Annotated in this window: 17 protein-coding genes and 2 pseudogenes; 8 read left to right on the forward strand and 11 right to left on the reverse strand. The window is 61.5% G+C overall.

Annotated elements, in window-relative coordinates:
* Positions 1–26: 26 nt before the first annotated feature.
* Entirely contained in the window at positions 27–806 is a 780-nt protein-coding gene (locus K5K95_RS31870; protein WP_222587746.1) for an AraC family transcriptional regulator, read from the reverse strand.
* Between the two features lie 145 nt (positions 807–951).
* On the opposite strand from K5K95_RS31870, the gene K5K95_RS31875 reads away from it, so the two are divergent.
* On the forward strand, positions 952–1,179 hold the full coding sequence (locus tag K5K95_RS31875; RefSeq protein WP_090186063.1) for a DUF6555 family protein: 228 nt from the start codon (positions 952–954) through the stop codon (positions 1,177–1,179).
* Between the two features lie 76 nt (positions 1,180–1,255).
* Here the strand turns inward: K5K95_RS31875 and K5K95_RS31880 are convergent, their stop codons facing one another.
* The 3 genes from K5K95_RS31880 to K5K95_RS31890 all read right to left on the reverse strand — a co-directional run bounded on the left by K5K95_RS31880 (position 1,256) and on the right by K5K95_RS31890 (position 2,458).
* Positions 1,256–1,423, reverse strand: a complete 168-nt coding sequence (locus tag K5K95_RS31880) for a metallothionein (RefSeq protein WP_090186068.1) — start codon at positions 1,421–1,423, stop codon at positions 1,256–1,258.
* Positions 1,424–1,508: 85 nt separating this feature from the next.
* Positions 1,509–1,961: a DMT family transporter gene (locus K5K95_RS31885; protein WP_222587747.1), complete on the reverse strand. Its 453-nt coding sequence runs from the start codon at positions 1,959–1,961 to the stop codon at positions 1,509–1,511.
* Between the two features lie 2 nt (positions 1,962–1,963).
* Positions 1,964–2,458, reverse strand: coding sequence for a DMT family transporter (locus K5K95_RS31890; protein ID WP_222587748.1), 495 nt, complete (start codon positions 2,456–2,458; stop codon positions 1,964–1,966).
* Between the two features lie 240 nt (positions 2,459–2,698).
* On the opposite strand from K5K95_RS31890, the gene K5K95_RS31895 reads away from it, so the two are divergent.
* Positions 2,699–3,634: a LysR family transcriptional regulator gene (locus K5K95_RS31895; protein WP_222587749.1), complete on the forward strand. Its 936-nt coding sequence runs from the start codon at positions 2,699–2,701 to the stop codon at positions 3,632–3,634.
* A gap of 117 nt (positions 3,635–3,751) precedes the next feature.
* Here K5K95_RS31895 and K5K95_RS33735 read toward each other — a convergent pair whose 3' ends face one another.
* The 3 genes and pseudogenes from K5K95_RS33735 to K5K95_RS31905 all read right to left on the reverse strand — a co-directional run bounded on the left by K5K95_RS33735 (position 3,752) and on the right by K5K95_RS31905 (position 6,943).
* Positions 3,752–4,573 (reverse strand): methyl-accepting chemotaxis protein, encoded by an 822-nt coding sequence (locus tag K5K95_RS33735; protein WP_408003521.1) that lies wholly within the window; start codon positions 4,571–4,573, stop codon positions 3,752–3,754.
* A gap of 84 nt (positions 4,574–4,657) precedes the next feature.
* A pseudogene (locus K5K95_RS33740) lies at positions 4,658–5,434 on the reverse strand (cache domain-containing protein); the annotation flags it as partial.
* 192 nt (positions 5,435–5,626) lie between these two features.
* Positions 5,627–6,943, reverse strand: coding sequence for a Na+/H+ antiporter family protein (locus tag K5K95_RS31905; protein ID WP_222590489.1), 1,317 nt, complete (start codon positions 6,941–6,943; stop codon positions 5,627–5,629).
* 1,378 nt (positions 6,944–8,321) lie between these two features.
* Between K5K95_RS31905 and K5K95_RS33745 the strand changes: the two are divergent.
* Positions 8,322–8,378: pseudogene (locus tag K5K95_RS33745) on the forward strand (hypothetical protein); the annotation flags it as partial.
* Between the two features lie 201 nt (positions 8,379–8,579).
* Complete coding sequence (locus K5K95_RS33750) at positions 8,580–9,284, forward strand: methyl-accepting chemotaxis protein (RefSeq protein WP_409999746.1); 705 nt, start codon at positions 8,580–8,582, stop codon at positions 9,282–9,284.
* A gap of 123 nt (positions 9,285–9,407) precedes the next feature.
* Here the strand turns inward: K5K95_RS33750 and K5K95_RS31915 are convergent, their stop codons facing one another.
* From K5K95_RS31915 to K5K95_RS31930, 4 genes are read right to left on the reverse strand one after another with little or no spacing between them, the layout of a single operon-like run.
* Entirely contained in the window at positions 9,408–10,721 is a 1,314-nt protein-coding gene (locus tag K5K95_RS31915) for a sensor histidine kinase (RefSeq protein WP_222587752.1), read from the reverse strand.
* Positions 10,718–11,386, reverse strand: a complete 669-nt coding sequence (locus K5K95_RS31920; protein ID WP_090186089.1) for a response regulator transcription factor — start codon at positions 11,384–11,386, stop codon at positions 10,718–10,720. Before K5K95_RS31920 ends, K5K95_RS31915 begins: the two co-directional genes overlap by 4 nt.
* A 3-nt stretch (positions 11,387–11,389) precedes the next feature.
* Positions 11,390–11,695 (reverse strand): PepSY domain-containing protein, encoded by a 306-nt coding sequence (locus K5K95_RS31925; RefSeq protein WP_222587753.1) that lies wholly within the window; start codon positions 11,693–11,695, stop codon positions 11,390–11,392.
* Positions 11,695–12,003: a PepSY domain-containing protein gene (locus tag K5K95_RS31930; protein WP_222587754.1), complete on the reverse strand. Its 309-nt coding sequence runs from the start codon at positions 12,001–12,003 to the stop codon at positions 11,695–11,697. The genes K5K95_RS31925 and K5K95_RS31930 overlap by 1 nt, the downstream gene beginning before the upstream one ends.
* Positions 12,004–12,271: 268 nt before the next feature.
* Here K5K95_RS31930 and K5K95_RS31935 point away from each other — a divergent pair, with 268 nt between their 5' ends.
* From K5K95_RS31935 to codB, 4 genes are all read left to right on the forward strand, one after another.
* Positions 12,272–13,351 (forward strand): patatin-like phospholipase family protein, encoded by a 1,080-nt coding sequence (locus tag K5K95_RS31935; protein WP_222587755.1) that lies wholly within the window; start codon positions 12,272–12,274, stop codon positions 13,349–13,351.
* Between the two features lie 85 nt (positions 13,352–13,436).
* A complete protein-coding gene (gene queD / locus K5K95_RS31940) occupies positions 13,437–13,793 on the forward strand; it encodes a 6-carboxytetrahydropterin synthase QueD (RefSeq protein WP_008152165.1) in 357 nt (118 codons plus the stop codon).
* A 209-nt stretch (positions 13,794–14,002) separates the two neighbouring features.
* Positions 14,003–14,833, forward strand: coding sequence for an alpha/beta fold hydrolase (locus K5K95_RS31945; protein ID WP_222587756.1), 831 nt, complete (start codon positions 14,003–14,005; stop codon positions 14,831–14,833).
* Positions 14,834–15,084: 251 nt separating this feature from the next.
* Positions 15,085–16,356: a cytosine permease gene (gene codB, locus K5K95_RS31950; RefSeq protein ID WP_222587757.1), complete on the forward strand. Its 1,272-nt coding sequence runs from the start codon at positions 15,085–15,087 to the stop codon at positions 16,354–16,356.
* Positions 16,357–16,363 lie beyond the last annotated feature (7 nt).

Here is a 16,363-nt window from a genome sequence, read left to right on the forward strand (position 1 = left end):
GCTTCTGAATATCGGCCAAAGCGTCTTCACGCCTGACATTGACTCGCCGAAAACTGCGAAGGCGCGACACCCAGCTCCCGGCGGAACATGTCGCTGAAGCTGCTCGGTGAATAGCCCAGTTCCCGGGCAATCGTGCTGACCGGCACGCCCTGGATCAATTCCGCCGCTGCCGTCGCCAGTTGCACCTGTCGCCGCCATTCAGCGAAGCCCATGCCCAGGCCGTCCTTGAACAACCGAGCGAGGGTACGCACGCTGGCCCCGGCATTTTCCGCGTGCTGCTCGAAAGGGATGTCCAGCGAGGGCGCGGCCATGACCGCCTGACACAGGTTCATCAACCGTCGCTCGGACTCATCTGGCAAGGGAATTTTCAGCCGTGAACGCCTGGCCCGTCTAAGCTCCAGCAGTGCCAGGCCGACCAGTGCTTCGTAATACTCGGGCGCGCCATCATCGCCCTGCTCCACCAGCCCGACGATCAGCTCTCGCAGCAGGCCGCCGACTTCAATCACCTGAACACTGTGATCCAGCGTGGCGGCCAGTGAGGGCCGCAGGTAGATATTGCGCATCTGCAGGTCCGAGACCACACGAATCCCGTGGGGCACGCCCGGTGGCAGCCACACCGCACGCTGCGGTGGCACCACCAGCGCTTCATGGGGCGTTTCAACCCACATGACCCCGCTCATCGCGTACAGCAGCTGGCCCCAGTCATGCTGGTGCGGCTCGATGTACAGGCCACGCGGGTAGGTCCGTGCCAACGGTTGCACGGGGACATCGGTGTCACTCAGGTCTGGAGGGGCAGCAAGGGCCATGGGCAATGATCATTGGGATTTCAGGTGCTTGCATGGTAACGAGCCACCGGCATTGTCGCCACTGGCGGCAGCCGTCCGCCAATCCAAGTGAATTTTCCGCTACCTCGACGATCCTTCTATTACCACAGGGAGGAATACGGGCTTTATGAACAACGCAAAACTTTTCGTCATTGAATACACCCTTCATGGCGTTCCCAAGTCATTCATTATTCGCCTGGACAAGATGGACAACGCGGAAGCTTGGCATTGGGCCAGTTGTGACGCCGGCGTCGGACGAATCCCTCGCTTTGGCCGGGAGAAGGTGCAAAAAACCAGCAAGCCGCTGGCGGAAAAGTTCGGGATCGAAAACGTGACCTGGCGACCGGCTGGCTGAAGCTCGAGAAAAGGGGAAAACAGACATAAAAAAAGTGGAGCCAGGGCGGCTCCACTTTACGTTTTACGTGGATGAGTTATTTGGCGTGGGCGCACTTGCAGCCTTTGCTCGCACACTCTTCGCCATGTTCGTGGTGCTTGGCGCACGCTTCACAGCAATAGTGCTTGCCGTGACGCGCTATCGGATGTTCGCCCAGTTTGCATGAGCATTTGGGGCAGTCGCAGGTACTGTCACTGCTGATCATGAGCCTGACTCCATGTGTGGTGGTCGTCGGGTGCGCAATCGCTGGCACCGTCCTGACAGTGTAGGAGTTGGCCGGGGTTTCAGCGTCAGGCCTGACGGGTGTTACTGCGGTACATGAAAAACAAGGCCAGCGCGAGACACGCCATTGCCACGATCCGGCTGCTCGACAACTCGATCGCCGGATTGCCCAGCCAGCCGAAGTTATCGATCAACATCCCCATACCCAGTTGCCCGAGAATCACCGCCACGGTCGCCACTGCTGTGCCGACGCGCGGCACCGCGCCGACCATGACCATCATGTAAACCACGCCGAACAGCGCGCCGCTGAGCTGCCATTTCGGCACGTCCAGCAAGCTGACGGTGTGGGCCGGTTCGAAAAACAGGATCAGCAACCCGGTGACCACCGCACCGACCGCAAAGGTCAGCAAACTGCTGCGCAACACGCCGACCGTTTCACCCAGACGCCCGTTAATCGCCGCCTGGACACTCAACACCGCACCGGCGGCCACGACCACCGCCAACAAAATAATCAGATTCATCATTAACCCCGAGCGATCAGAACAAGTGCCGCGACAATCAGCAGCAAGGCCAGCCAACGTTCACCGTTGACCTTTTTGCGCGCGGCGCCGAACCAGCCGAAGTGGTCGATCAACACGCTTTTGCCGACCTGCCCGGAGAGGATTGCGATCATCGTCATGGCAATGCCGATGTGCGGCGTGGCCATGGTCAGCACCACCACGTAGATCGGCCCGAGGAAACCGCCGATCAACTGCCAGCGCGGCAAGGTGTTCAAGGCCGGTCCCTGTTGCTTGCCGCTGAACAACAGCAGCAAAAACAAAATCGCCGAACCCACGCCGAAGATGCTCAACGTCGCCCATAAATGCCCGACCTGAACCCCGAGCGGGCCAAGCAGACCGGCCTCCACGGAAAGGCCCATGCCGGCCAGGATCACCAGCGGCAGCAGCAACAGGCGCAGCCCCGGTTTAGTGGTCGGCGCGGCGACAACGCCCACGTCGTCGATTGAAGAAGTGTGCATAAGGGGGGACACCTACCAGTTATCAGATAGAACACGACCCCCTGTGGGAGCGAGCTTGCTCGCGAAAGCGCCGGAACATCCAACATCAATGTGACTGACAAATCGCTATCGCGAGCAAGCTCGCTCCCACAGGGTTTGTGTTCTCAGTGGAATTGGCGCGCATTATCGGCTGGCGGTGTTTTGCGATAAATGGGAGCATCCTGACAACACTTTTGCGCAAACCGCACAGCAGGATCACTAATGCACGGCCTCAACGAACTGGGATTCAAGGCACTCCGGCTGTTTGTCGCGGTGCTCGACCACGGCAGTTTTTCCGAAGTCGCCCGCCGTGAAGGCCTGGCGCCCTCTTCGATTTCCCGGCAGATCCAGCTGATGGAACAGGCCTTGAACCAGCAATTGCTCTATCGCCACACGCGCGCCGTCACGCCCACCGAAGCCGGGCGCATGCTGGGCCATCACGCGCGACTGGTGCTGGTGCAACTGGAAGAGGCCGAGCAAGCCTTGCAGGAACAGCAAAGCGAACCCAGCGGACTGGTGCGGATCAACGCGCCCGTGGTGTTCGGGCAGCGTCATCTCACGCCTTGGCTGGGGCAGCTGTGCGAGCGCTACCCGAAACTGCAACTGGATATCCAGCAGACCGACAGTTACATCGACCCGTTACAGGAAGGCGCCGACCTGCTGTTTCGCATCGGCCCGCTGCACGATTCGAGCATGCAGGCGCGCATCCTTGCGCCGCACCGGTTTCAAGTCGCCGCCAGCCCGGCCTATCTGCAACGCCACGGCACGCCGCGACATCCCGAGGATCTGGCGGCGCATAAATGCCTGGCCTACAAGGGCGTGACGGGGCAACAGCGCTGGTTTTTCCGCCAGGACCAGCAGGATTGGACGCCCTACTCGGTGAAAGGACCGATCACCGGCAACCACGCCGACACACTCACCCAGGCCGCTGAACAGGGGCTGGGGCTGGTGATGTTTCCGTCGTGGCTGATTGGTGAGGCGGTGCGCAACGGCACGCTGGTGCCGGTGCTGGGGGACTATCAGGTGTCCAACAGCCTTGAGCCGCAGCAGATTGCGGTGCTGTGGCCCGGTAGTCGGCGGTTGTCGGTGAAGGTCAGGACGGTGATCGATTTCTTTGTGGAATGCTTTGGCGCGGTGCCGTACTGGGACAGGCCCTGAAACTACATCCCCTTGTGGGAGCGGGCTTGCCCGCGATGAGGCCAGCACAACAGACACTGATGTCGACTGACTTGACGCCATCGCGGGCAAGCCCGCTCCCACAGGTTCTTCGGGGTGTCAGATACGGAACTGACCGACCAGTTTGCCCAGGCGCTGACCGAGGTCGGCGAGGCTGCGCGAGGTCTGGGCGCCGAGTTGGGTTTCGTCGGCGACACTGTCCACCGCCACCGCAATCTGGTGCACGCTGCGGTTGATCTCTTCGGCCACGGCGGTCTGTTCTTCCGCCGCGCTGGCGATCTGCGCGTTCATCGAGTTGATGGTGCCGATCAGCTGGGCCATGGTGTCCAGCGATGCACCGGCCTCATTGGCCTGGGCCGAGGTGCCATCGCCCGCTTCACTGGAACGACGCATCGCTTCCACCGCCGATTGAGTCCCGGCTTGCAAACGGTCGATCATGCCCTGGATTTCCTGGGTGCTGATCTGCGTACGACTGGCCAGTGCCCGCACTTCGTCGGCCACCACCGCAAAACCACGTCCGGCTTCGCCGGCGCGCGCCGCCTCAATCGCGGCGTTCAGCGCCAGCAGGTTGGTCTGCTCGGCAATCGAGCGAATCACCCCCAGCACGCTGACAATCGACGACACGTCTTTTTGCAGGCTGTCGAGGGACACGCCGCTGCTGCGAATGTCGTCCACCAACGCATGAATCTTCACAATGCTGCCCGCCACCACACGCTTGGCAGCCTGGCCTTCCTCGTCGGTTTGCTGGGCTGCAACCGCCGCGTTTTGTGCACTCTTCGCCACTTCCTGCGCCGCCGCCGACATCTCGTTGATCGCCGTGGCGACCTGATCGGTCTCGTGACGCTGACGCTCCATGGCCTGATCCGAACGCTGGGCCTGATCGGAGACCTGAGTCACCAGACCGGTCAGCTGCGAAGTCATTTCGGTGATCTGACGCACCAGGCCGTGGATCTTGTCGACGAAACGGTTGAACGAGCCGGCCAGATCGCCGAGTTCATCCTGGCTGGTGATGGTCAGGCGACGGGTCAGGTCGCCCTCGCCCGCCGCGATGTCATCGAGGTTGGCTTTCATAAGGTTCAGCGGACGCAGAATGGTGTTGGCCAGCAGCATCCCGGCGGCGGCGATAATTAACAGCACCACCACGGCAATCCCGACGATGCTCAGCACCACGCCTTCCATGCGCTCCTTGACCTTGGCGTCCACCAGGGCGACTTGCGCTTCGATGCCGTCAAGGTTGACCGAGGTGCCGACCGCCATGTCCCACTTGGGCAGGTATTCGGTGTAACCGAGCTTGGGCACCAGCACCTGGGTGTTGCCAGGCAATGGCGAGCTGTATTGCAGGTAGTGAGTGCCGTCCTTGGCGACGTTCACCAGGTCACGGTTGACGTAGACGCCGTTCGGGTCGCGGTTGTCCTTGAAGCTCTGGCCCACGCCATCGGGGCTGTTGGCCTTGAACAGGCGCACGGTGTTGGAGTCGTAGCCGAAGAAGTAGCCTTCCTTGCCGTAGCTGATGCTCGACAGCAGCTTGATCGCCTGGGCCCGCGCCGCGTTATCGCCCTGGGCCGCCGCGTCGTACAACGGTTTGATCGTGGTCATGGCAACCGCGACGTAGCTTTGCAGGGTGGCCTTGGCGTCGCTGAGCAGGCGCTCGCGCGTTTCCTCGACTTCCTTGCGAGCCTGTTCCTGCAGAATGAACAACGTGGTCAGGCTGATGACCAGCGCAAAGAGCAACACCGGGAGGACGGCAAGGGACAGGACTTTAGCCTTGAGGCTCAGGCGCATGACGGTTCACTCTTTTGATTTTATTGGCGTGGTTAAAGGCTTTAACGGCACGCCAAGTCAAAAGTTGAGCTCGAGGGCAATGAGGTCCCCTGTGGGAGCGAGCTTGCTCGCGATAGCGGGGTATCGGCCAACATCAATGTTGGATGTGCCGCCGTCATCGCGAGCAAGCTCGCTCCCACAGGGGTGATGTGACTACAAAATCATCGCGGCGACCCAGCCGAACGCCAGCAGCGGCAGGTTGTAGTGCAGGAAGGTCGGCACCACGGTGTCCCAGATGTGGTGATGCTGGCCGTCGATGTTCAGGCCGGAGGTCGGCCCCAGCGTCGAATCCGATGCCGGCGAACCGGCGTCGCCCAAGGCGCCGGCCGTGCCGACGATGCACACGATCGCAATCGGGCTGAAGCCCAGCTGCACGCACAACGGCACGAAGATCGCTGCCAGGATCGGCACGGTGGAAAACGACGAGCCGATGCCCATCGTCACCAGCAGACCGACCAACAACATCAGCAATGCCCCCACGCCTTTGCTGTGGTCGATCCACGATGCCGACGCCTCGACCAGGGTTTGCACCTCGCCGGTGGCCTTCATCACTTCGGCAAAACCGGACGCGGCGATCATGATGAAGCCGATCATCGCCATCATTTTCATGCCTTCGGTGAATAGGTCGTCCGTGTCGCGCCACTTGACGATGCCCGAGACCGAGAAGATCAGGAATCCGGCCAGCGCACCGATGATCATCGAGTCCAGCAGCAACTGAATGATGAACGCGGCCACGATGGCGACACCGGCGACCATCAGGCTCAGCGGGTTGTACTCCACCGCGACTTGCTCGACTTGCTCGATCTTTTCCAGGTCGTAGACGCGCTTTTTGCGGTAGCTGATAAACGCCGCCGCCAGCCCCACGACCATGCCCAGCGCCGGAATGCCCATGGCGTGGGTGACGTTGATTCCCGTGATGTCCACGCCGCTGCGGGCCACGTTGGCCAGCAGGATTTCATTGAGGAAAATGTTGCCAAAGCCCACCGGCAAGAACATGTACGGCGTGATCAGGCCGAAGGTCATGACGCAGGCGATCAACCGGCGATCCAGTTGCAGCCGGGTCAACACATAAAGCAGCGGCGGCACCAGCAACGGAATAAAGGCGATATGTATCGGCAGGATGTTCTGCGATGCGATCGCCACCACCCAGAGCAGACCGATCAGCAGCCACTTGACCTGGCGGCCACCGCTGGCGTGCTGCCGATCGACCATTGCCAACGCTTTATCCGCCAGCGCATGGGCCAGGCCCGACTTGGCAATCGCCACCGCGAATGCCCCGAGCAAGGCGTAAGACAATGCCACCGTCGCGCCGCCGCCGAGGCCGCTGTTGAAGGCTTTGAGGGTGGCGTCGATGCCCAGGCCACCGGTCAAACCACCCACCAGCGCGCCGACGATCAGTGCGATCACGACGTGCACGCGGGACAGGCTGAGGATCAGCATGACGCCGACCGCAGCAATTACAGCATTAATCATCGTTACCTCAAGGCAAGCGAAATGAGCTCAGCCGGCAGTCTGCGAAGAGCCGCCAGCGGATCAGGGAATGGGTTTTATTAGAGGGCGCGCACTTTGAAGGAAGCGGCCGCAAGCTGCAACCCTCAAGAAAGTCGATCGTGCGCCGTTACAGTGCAAAGTCTCAGATATTTATCGAATAAAGGACGTCTCCATGTCGATCAGACAACTTTCCATTCAATGGAAAATCACCCTGCTGGCCGGGCTGTGCCTGGCCGGCATCGTGACCCTGCTGGTGGGTCTTTCGCTGTACCGCATGGAGCACAGCTCCGAGATGGTGAAAGCCTCAAGCATGGAGATGCTCACCGAAGCCGCGCAGGCCCGGATCGAATCCCAGGGTGAAAACCAGGCGCTGGGGATTCGCCAGCAGTTCATGGACGCCTATCAATATGGCCATGGTTTTTCGCGGCAGGTGCTGTTCCTGCGCGATCAGGCCGAAAAGCGTTTTCTGGACGCCTTCGACCTGCGTGAAGACCTGACTCGCCAGGTCAAATCGGCGCTGCAGGCCAACCCGGAACTGCTCGGTCTGTCACTGGTGTTCGAAGCCAACGCGCTGGATGGCAAGGATGAGCTGTTCGCAGGCCAGGCGGAGCTGGGCAGCAACGACAAGGGGCGGTTTGCCCTGTACTGGTCGCAACCGACGCCAGGCAAGGTCACCTCCATGGCGCTGCCGGAAAGTGACATGGCCGACACCAGCACCGGCCCCAGTGGCGAGCCGGCCAACGCCTGGTTCACCTGCCCGCGCACCACGCTCAAGCCCTGCGTGATCGAACCGTACTTCTTTGTGATCGACGGTCAGAACGTGCTGATGACCAGCATCGTGTTCCCGCTGATAGTCAACGGCAAAGTCATCGCCTCGCTGTCGGTGGACATCAACCTCAACAGCCTGCAAGCCATGAGTCAGGGCGCCAGTAAAAAGCTCTACGACGGCCAGACCAGCGTCAGCATCATCAGCCCGGTCGGCCTGCTGGCCGGTTACAGCCCGGACGCGAGCAAACTCAGCCAGCGCCTGGACGCCGTGGACAAGACCAGCGGCGCCGAGCTGATTCGCCTGCTCGCCGCCAGCAGCAAAACCGAAAGCCTGCACAATGATCATCAACTCAAAGTACTGGCGCCGTTCCTGCCGATTCCCGGTGGCAAGTCCTGGGGCGTGTTGCTCGACGTGCCGGAAAAAGTCCTGGTCGGCCCCGCCGATGCCCTGAAAAAACAACTCGATGACAGCAACCGGTCCGGCACGCTGGTCGAGCTCAGCCTGGGCGTGCTCGCCGCGCTGATTGGCTTGTTGCTGGTGTGGCTGATGGCGCGCAGCGTGACCAGGCCGATCCTCGGCGTGGCGCACATGCTCGAAGACATCGCCAGCGGCGAAGGCGACCTGACCCGGCGCCTGGCCTATGACAAACAGGATGAACTGGGCCAGTTGGCCGGCTGGTTCAACCGTTTCCTCGACAAGCTGCAACCGATCATCGCCGAGGTCAAACGCTCGGTGCAGGACGCGCGCAGCACGGCGGACCAATCGGCCGCCATCGCCACCCAGACCAGCGCCGGTATGGAGCAGCAATACCGCCAGGTCGACCAAGTGGCGACGGCGTCCCACGAAATGAGCGCCACCGCCCAGGACGTCGCCCGCAGCGCGGCGCAAGCGGCCCAGGCGGCAAAGGAGGCGGATCAGGCGACTCGCCGAGGCTTGACCGTGATCGACCAGACCACCACCAGCATCGACAACCTCGCCGCCGACATGAGCGCAGCAATGGTGCAAGTCGAAGGCCTGGCGGCGAACAGCGAGAAAATCGGTTCGGTGCTGGAAGTGATTCGCGCCATCGCCGAACAAACCAACCTGCTGGCGCTCAACGCCGCCATCGAGGCGGCCCGGGCCGGTGAAGCCGGACGTGGTTTTGCCGTGGTGGCTGATGAAGTGCGCAACCTGGCGCGCCGCACTCAGGAGTCGGTCGAAGAAACCCGACTGGTGATCGAGCAATTGCAGAGCGGCACCCAGGACGTGGTCGGCTCGATGAACAACAGCCATCGCCAGGCCCAAGGCAGCGTCGAACAAGTGGGTCAGGCGGTCACCGCGTTGCGCCAGATTGGCGAGGCCGTGACAGTGATCACCGACATGAACCTGCAGATCGCCTCGGCGGCCGAAGAGCAAAGTGCGGTGGCCGAGGAGATCAACAACAACGTGGCAACGATTCGCGACGTGACCGAATCGCTATCGGGACAGGCCAACGAGTCGGCGCGGGTAAGTCAGTCGCTCAACAGCCTGGCGAATCAGCAGCAGGGCTTGATGGATCAGTTCCGCGTGTAACCCGATTTAATGCCCACTAAAGATCCAATGTGGGAGCGGGCTTGCTCGCGAATGCGGTGTTTCAGCAACAGAGATGTCGACTGACACACCGCTTTCGCGAGCAAGCCCGCTCCCACAGGATATTCAGCGTTTGGGTAATTGAATGATCACTTTGAGCCCGCCCCACTCGCTCTCCTCCAGCCTCAACACCCCGCCCCACGAATCGACAATGTCGCGCACGATGCCCAATCCCAACCCGTGCCCGTCGGTCTGTTCATCCAGCCGCGTGCCCCGGCTGAACACCTGTTCACGCTGCGCCTCGGGAATCCCCGGCCCATCGTCTTCCACACTCAACCGAAACCCTTCAGCCGTCTCGACCACGCTCAAGCGAACCTCGGCATCCGCCCATTTGCAGGCGTTGTCCAGCAGGTTGCCCAGCAACTCCAGCAAATCCTCGCGATCCCACGGCAACTGCAAACCGCTGGGTGCCCGGTAGCTCAGGTCCAGGTGCTCGCCGTGAATCATGCGCAACGTCGCCAGCAAACCCGGCAGCTGCGCATCGCAATCAAACAATGCCCCTGGCAGCGCATCGCCGGATAACCGCGCGCGATTGAGTTCGCGATTGAGTCGCTGCTGAACCTGTTCCAGTTGCGCCTTGAGGGTCTTGCGCAACTCGGGATGAGCGTCGAGTTTTTCGCTCGACGCCAGGCTCAGCAACACCGCCAGCGGCGTTTTCAATGCGTGCCCCAGGTTACCCAAGGCGTTGCGCGAACGCTTGAGGCTGTCCTCGGTGTGCGCGAGCAAATGGTTGATCTGCGCCACCAGCGGTTCCAGCTCCACCGGCACCTGATCATCGAGTTGCGAGCGCTGGCCCTGTTGCAGCTGGGCGATTTGCTCGCGGGCCTTTTCCAGCGGACGCAAGGCGCGACGCACCGTGATCCGTTGCAGCAGCAGAATCAGCAGTAGCCCCGCCAACCCCAAGCCAATGCCAATTTGTTGCATGCGCCGAAAACTCTCGCGCACCGGGGTGTAATCCTGCGCCACGCTGATCGAAATCGACTGACCGAGCCGCCGATAGTCCGAACGCAGCACCAGCAACTGCTGGCCTTCCGGCCCCAATTGCAAGTTGCTGTGCAGGCCAGGGTGGTCAAGGCTCGGCATCTCCTGGTCCCACAACGAACGGGAGCGCCAGTGTTTGTCAGCGAAATCGATACGGAAGTAATGCCCGGAAAACGGCCGTTGATAGGCCGGCGACAGGTGCCGCTCGTCCAGCTGCAAGCCTTGTGGCCCGCGCACCAACGCCACCAGCAGGTTTTCACTGTCGTCACGCAGACCGGCTTCGAGGTAACGCTGCAAGCCCATTTCAAACAACCACAGGCTGGTCTGCGCCAGCACCAGGCCGACGACCACCATCACGCTGATCAGGCCCAGGCTCAAGCGGCGCTGGATCGACCTCACCGGGCTTGTCCGCCGAACAGGTAACCCTGGCCGCGCCGGGTTTCGATGACGCTGCGCCCCAGCTTGCGTCGCAGGTGGTTGACGTGCACTTCAAGCACGTTGGAATCGCGCTCGGTTTCACCGTCGTAAAGGTGTTCGGCGAGGTGGCTTTTGGAGAGGATTTGTTCGGGGTGCAACATGAAATAACGCAGCAGACGGAATTCGGCGGCGGTCAGCTGGATGTCCGCGCCGTCGCGGGTCACGCATTGACGGCCTTCGTCCAGATGCCAACCGGCGGCCTTGAGCGTTGGCTGATTGGCCTGGCCGTGGGAGCGGCGCAACAGCGCCTGGACCCGCAGGTGCAGCTCTTCGGGGTGGAACGGTTTGGTCAGGTAATCGTCGGCGCCGGCCTTGAGGCCTTCGATGCGCTCGGCCCAGGAATCCCGTGCGGTGAGGATCAGCACTGGTGTCATCAGGCCGCCGGCGCGCCATTGCGCCAGCACCTCGAGCCCCGGCAAACCCGGCAGGCCGAGGTCGAGGATGATCAGGTCGTACGGTTCGCTGCTGCCCTGATACACCGCGTCGCGGCCATCGGCCAGCCAGTCCACGGCGTAGCCCTGGCGATTGAGCCCGGCCATCAATTCGTCGGCCAGGGGCACATGGTCTTCCACCAGCAACAATCGCATCGGTCAGTCTTCCCTGTCTTTGAGCAAGCGGCCAGTGGCGGCTTCGATGTCCAGTTCGCGGACCACGCCCTGGGCGGTCAGCAACTCGACTTCATAAATGTAGACGTCATGTTTTTCTTCCAGCTCGGCTTCCAGCAATTTGGACCCCGGATAGCGGTCCAGCGCCTGTTGCAACAGTTGCTCCAGCGGCAGGATGACCCCGCGCTGACGCAGGCGCAGGGCTTCGTCCTGATCCAGGTCGCGCGCCATGACCACCGAGCAAAACACCAGCAACAGCAGCGCCATGCTTGAAAACGAAAGCACCTTCATTACGTATCCTGATGATCCTTGAGCAACTGGCCGCTGACCGCGTCTAATTCCAGGTCCCACTCGATGCCTTGTGGGTCGCGCAGCTCAACCTGATAGATGTACTTGCCGTACTCTTCTTCCAGCTCGGTTTGCGTGATTTTGGCGCCGGGGTGTTTGGCTAGAGCGGTGGCGTTGAGCTTCTCGAAAGACACAATGGTACCAGCGTCGCGCAACCGCAGGGCTTCATCGGGGCCCAGGTCACGAGCGTGGGCGAGGCTGGCGGTCATGGCAATGAGGGACGCGGCGAACAGGGCAGTCAGGATTTTCATAAGGGGGGTGTCTCCGTATTTTCTTATGTGTTGCCTACGCCGGGCACCTTAGCGAGCTGAACTTAACTGAAACTGAATTGCCATCATTGAAGTGGCACCTCGATATCAAAGACCTGCACAAAAACCTGTGGGAGCGAGCCTGCTCGCAATAGCGGTGTACCAGTCAAAGGTTATGTGAACTGATCCACCGCCATCGCGAGCAGGCTCACTCCTACAATGACCGTGTTGCCTGTTTATAATCTTGCGCTTGCCAACAATTGAGACCGGTATGACCGCCATCCACATCAAGTTCCCTGCCCTGACCCTCAAGGCCGGCCCTCGGGCTTTTGCGCGCATTCGCAAAAACGGTTTGAGCGCCGCCGATGTCGGTACCCTGCCCGGGGCGGCCGGTGGGCCGAAAGCGTTGGGGATTCAAGGTCTGGACCTGGCGTTGTTCGGCGAATGGTTGCCGGCCGCGCCGCGAGAGCGCTCGCTGATTGGCGCCTCGGTGGGTTCCTGGCGGTTCGCGAGCGCCTGTCTGCCGGATGCCGCCGAAGGCATTCGGCGCCTCGGTCACCTCTACACCGGGCAGGACTTCGCCAAAGGCGTGACCATGGCGCAGATCAGTCAAAGCTCCCGGCGCATGCTCGATGAACTGCTCGACGGCCGCGATGCGTCGATCCTGAACAACGCCCATTACCGACTGAACATCATGGTGGTCAAAAGCCACGGCCGACTCGCGGACGATCATCGCGGCCGGCTCGGGCTGGCGCTGGGATCGGTGATCGCCGACAACTTGCGCGGTCGCGCGCGGCTGTCGCGGCATTTCGAGCGGCTGATCATCCACGACCCGCGCCTGGTGCCTCCGGTCAATGCGCTGAACGATTTCCCGTCGCGCTTCGTCGCGCTCACTGCTGGCAACCTGCGCCAGGCCCTGCTCGCCTCGGGCTCGATTCCGATGGTCATGGAAGGCGTGCGTGATCTGCCGGGTGCCGGCGCCGGGACGTTCCGCGATGGCGGTCTGCTGGACTATCACCTCGATCTGCCTTACAGCGGCAAAGACATCGTGCTGTACCCGCACTTCACCGACCGGGTGATCCCCGGCTGGTTCGACAAGTCGCTACCGTGGCGTCGCGCCTGCCCTGCGCGATTGCAGGACGTTCTGCTGCTGGCGCCGTCGAAGGACTACCTGGCGCGCCTGCCCTACGGCAAGCTGCCGGACCGCAACGACTTCAAACGCTTCATGGGCGATGCACCGAGTCGGCAGAAATACTGGCGAGCGGCGATGGATGAAAGCCGTCGTCTGGGCGACGAGTTCCTCGAACTGGCCGCCAATGGTCGCCTCGGCGAGCGCTTGCTGACCCTTTAGTCAGTGTTTTGCCCAGAGCTCTGGTAAACTCGCCGCCTGCCCACATCGCCGCGGCGATCGCCACCTGACAGAGCTGAAAATCACTGTGGAAATCTTCAAAGAGTTTACGTTCGAATCCGCCCACCGCCTGCCTCACGTGCCGGAAGGCCACAAGTGCGGTCGCTTGCATGGTCACTCGTTCAAAGTGGCGATCCACTTGAGCGGCGACCTCGATCCGCACACCGGCTGGATCCGTGACTTCTCGGAAATCAAGGCGATCTTCAAGCCGCTCTACGAGCGTCTGGACCACAACTACCTGAACGACATTCCCGGCCTGGAAAACCCGACCAGCGAAGTGCTGGCCAAATTCATCTGGAAAGAACTGAAGCCCCTGCTGCCGGAACTCAGCGCGATCCGAATCCATGAGACATGCACCAGCGGCTGCATCTATCACGGCGAGTAAACCGACCTGAAAAAACACATCCCCCTGTGGGAGCGGGCTTGCCCGCGATAGCGGTGTCAGTCACATCACACTGAATGTCAGACCTATCGCGAGCAGGCTCGCTCCCACAAAGGGGCGAATGTGTTTCGTCAGTGATACAGAAAACAGCCTTCGTGGCTGTTTTTTTATGCCTATGCTTTTTGGCTTGCACCTGCCAAAAGGACACGCACATGACTGACTGGCCACTGCCCCAGACCTATCGCTTCAACGGACACTGCGCTCGCTACGCCGTACGGGGCGACGGCCCGCCGCTAGTGTTCGTACATGGCACGCCATTCTCTTCCTATGTGTGGCACCGGATCGCGCCGCATTTCATCGCCACGCACCGGGTGTATTACTTGGACCTGCTGGGCTATGGCCAATCCGCAAAAATCGACGGCGATGTATCGCTGGGGGTGCAGAACGTCTTGCTGGCACAGTTGCTCGATCACTGGGGGCTGGAACGGCCGGATGTGGTGGCCCACGATTTCGGCGGCGCCACTGCGCTTCGCGCGCACCTGCTCAACGGCAAGAACTATCGCAGCCTGACGCTGATCGACCCGGTGGCGCTGACGCCGTGGGGTTCGCCGTTCGTCCAGCATGTGCGCCAGCATGAGGCGGCGTTCAGCGGCCTGCCCGATTACATCCAGCGCGCCATTGTGCCGGCTTATATTCGCGGGGCGATCAAGCGAGACATCAGCGATGAAGAACTTGCGCCCTATGTGCAGCCATGGCTAGGCGATCCGGGACAAGCGGCGTTCTATCGGCAGATTGCGCAGATGGATGAGCGTTATACCCGTGAGGCCGAAGGGCTGTATCCGACAATTCGCTGCCCGGTGCAGATCCTGTGGGGCGAAGACGATCAGTGGATTCCCATCGAGCGTGGTCGGGCGCTGCAACAGATGATTGCCGGAGCGCAATTTCACCCGGTTGCCAATGCCGGGCATTTGGTACAGGAAGATGCGCCCGAGGCGATTGTCGCGGCGTTGCTGAAGTTTTTGCCCCTGATCCAGTCCCCCTGAAGAAACCGAGTCCCCTGTGGGAGCGGGCTTGCCCGCGATAGCGGTGTGTCATTAGACACATGCATCTACTGACCCACCGCTATCGCGAGCAAGCCCGCTCCCACATGGGTTGTGTATTCCTGCAGGTGCACTGCTTTCGTGCCTTCGCCCGCACCAAATTTGTCGGCTCGACTATAAATAACTGCACCACCTTGGCGTTGGCACGACCACTGCACAACCCAGCGCGTCTCTCATTCAGCAAGGAACGCCACATGACGCAGAACGATCCAGGCAACGACTACCCCCTCAGCGAAGTGCCGATGCACGCGCGCAAGGGCCTCGCCTCCACGGCCATGGTGCTGCTGGGTTTCACCTTCTTCACCGCCACCATGTTCGCCGGCGGCAAGCTCGGCGTGGCGTTCAGTTTCGGCGAGATGATGGCGGTGATTATCGTCGGCAACTTGCTGCTGGGAATCTATGCCGCGGGGCTGGGTTACATCGCGTTCAAAAGCGGGCTCAATTCCGTATTGATGGGCCGTTTCTGCTTCGGTGAGGTCGGCAGCAAACTAAGCGACCTGATCCTCGGTTTTACCCAGATCGGCTGGTACGCCTGGGGCACCGCGACGGCGGCGGTGGTGCTGGGCAAGTATTTCGAATTGGACCAAGGCACCGTGCTGGGCTTGATGGTGCTGTTCGGCCTGATGTTTTGCGCCACCGCGTATGTCGGTTATCGCGGGCTGGAAATCCTCTCCTACATCGCGGTGCCAGCGATGATGTTGCTGCTGATGCTGTCGATGTGGGTGGCGACGGTGAAGGTCGGCGGGCTCGATGGGTTGCTTGCCGTGGTGCCGACCGGATCGCTGGACTGGTCGACCGCGATTACCCTGGTGTTCGGCACCTTCGTCAGCGGCGCCACCCAGGCCACCAACTGGACGCGGTTTTCCCGCTCGGCCCGGGTCGCGGTCCTGGCCAGCCTGATCGGTTTCTTCGTCGGCAACGGTCTGATGGTGTTGATCGGGGCCTACGGGGCCATCGTCTACCAGCAGCCGGACGTGGTCGAGGTGCTGTTGCTGCAAGGTTTCGCCATGGCCGCGATGGCCATGTTGCTGCTCAACATCTGGAGCACCCAGGACAACACCATCTACAACTTCGCCGTCGCCGGTTGCAACCTGCTGCGCACCGGTCGACGCAAGACCGTGACCCTGGCCGGCGCAGTGATCGGCACGCTGCTCGCCTTGCTGGGCATGTACGACATGCTGGTGCCGTACCTGATTCTGCTGGGCACGGTGATTCCACCGATCGGCGGCGTGATCATGGCCGACTTCTTCTTTCGCTATCGTGGTCAATATCCCCGCCTGGCCGACGCGCGGCTGCCGGCGTTCAACTGGCCCGGGTTGACGGCCTATGCGGTCGGCACCGTCGCGGCGTTCAATTCGCCGTGGGTCGCGCCGCTGGTAGGGATTGCCGCTGCCGCGTTAACGTATGTGTTATTGACCAGCGTCCTGGGTGCCCGGGCCGCTGAAGCGCCATTACAAGATCTATAAAAGGATT

It is taken from the genome of Pseudomonas sp. DR48 (genome assembly GCF_019823085.1).
GTDB lineage: Bacteria > Pseudomonadota > Gammaproteobacteria > Pseudomonadales > Pseudomonadaceae > Aquipseudomonas.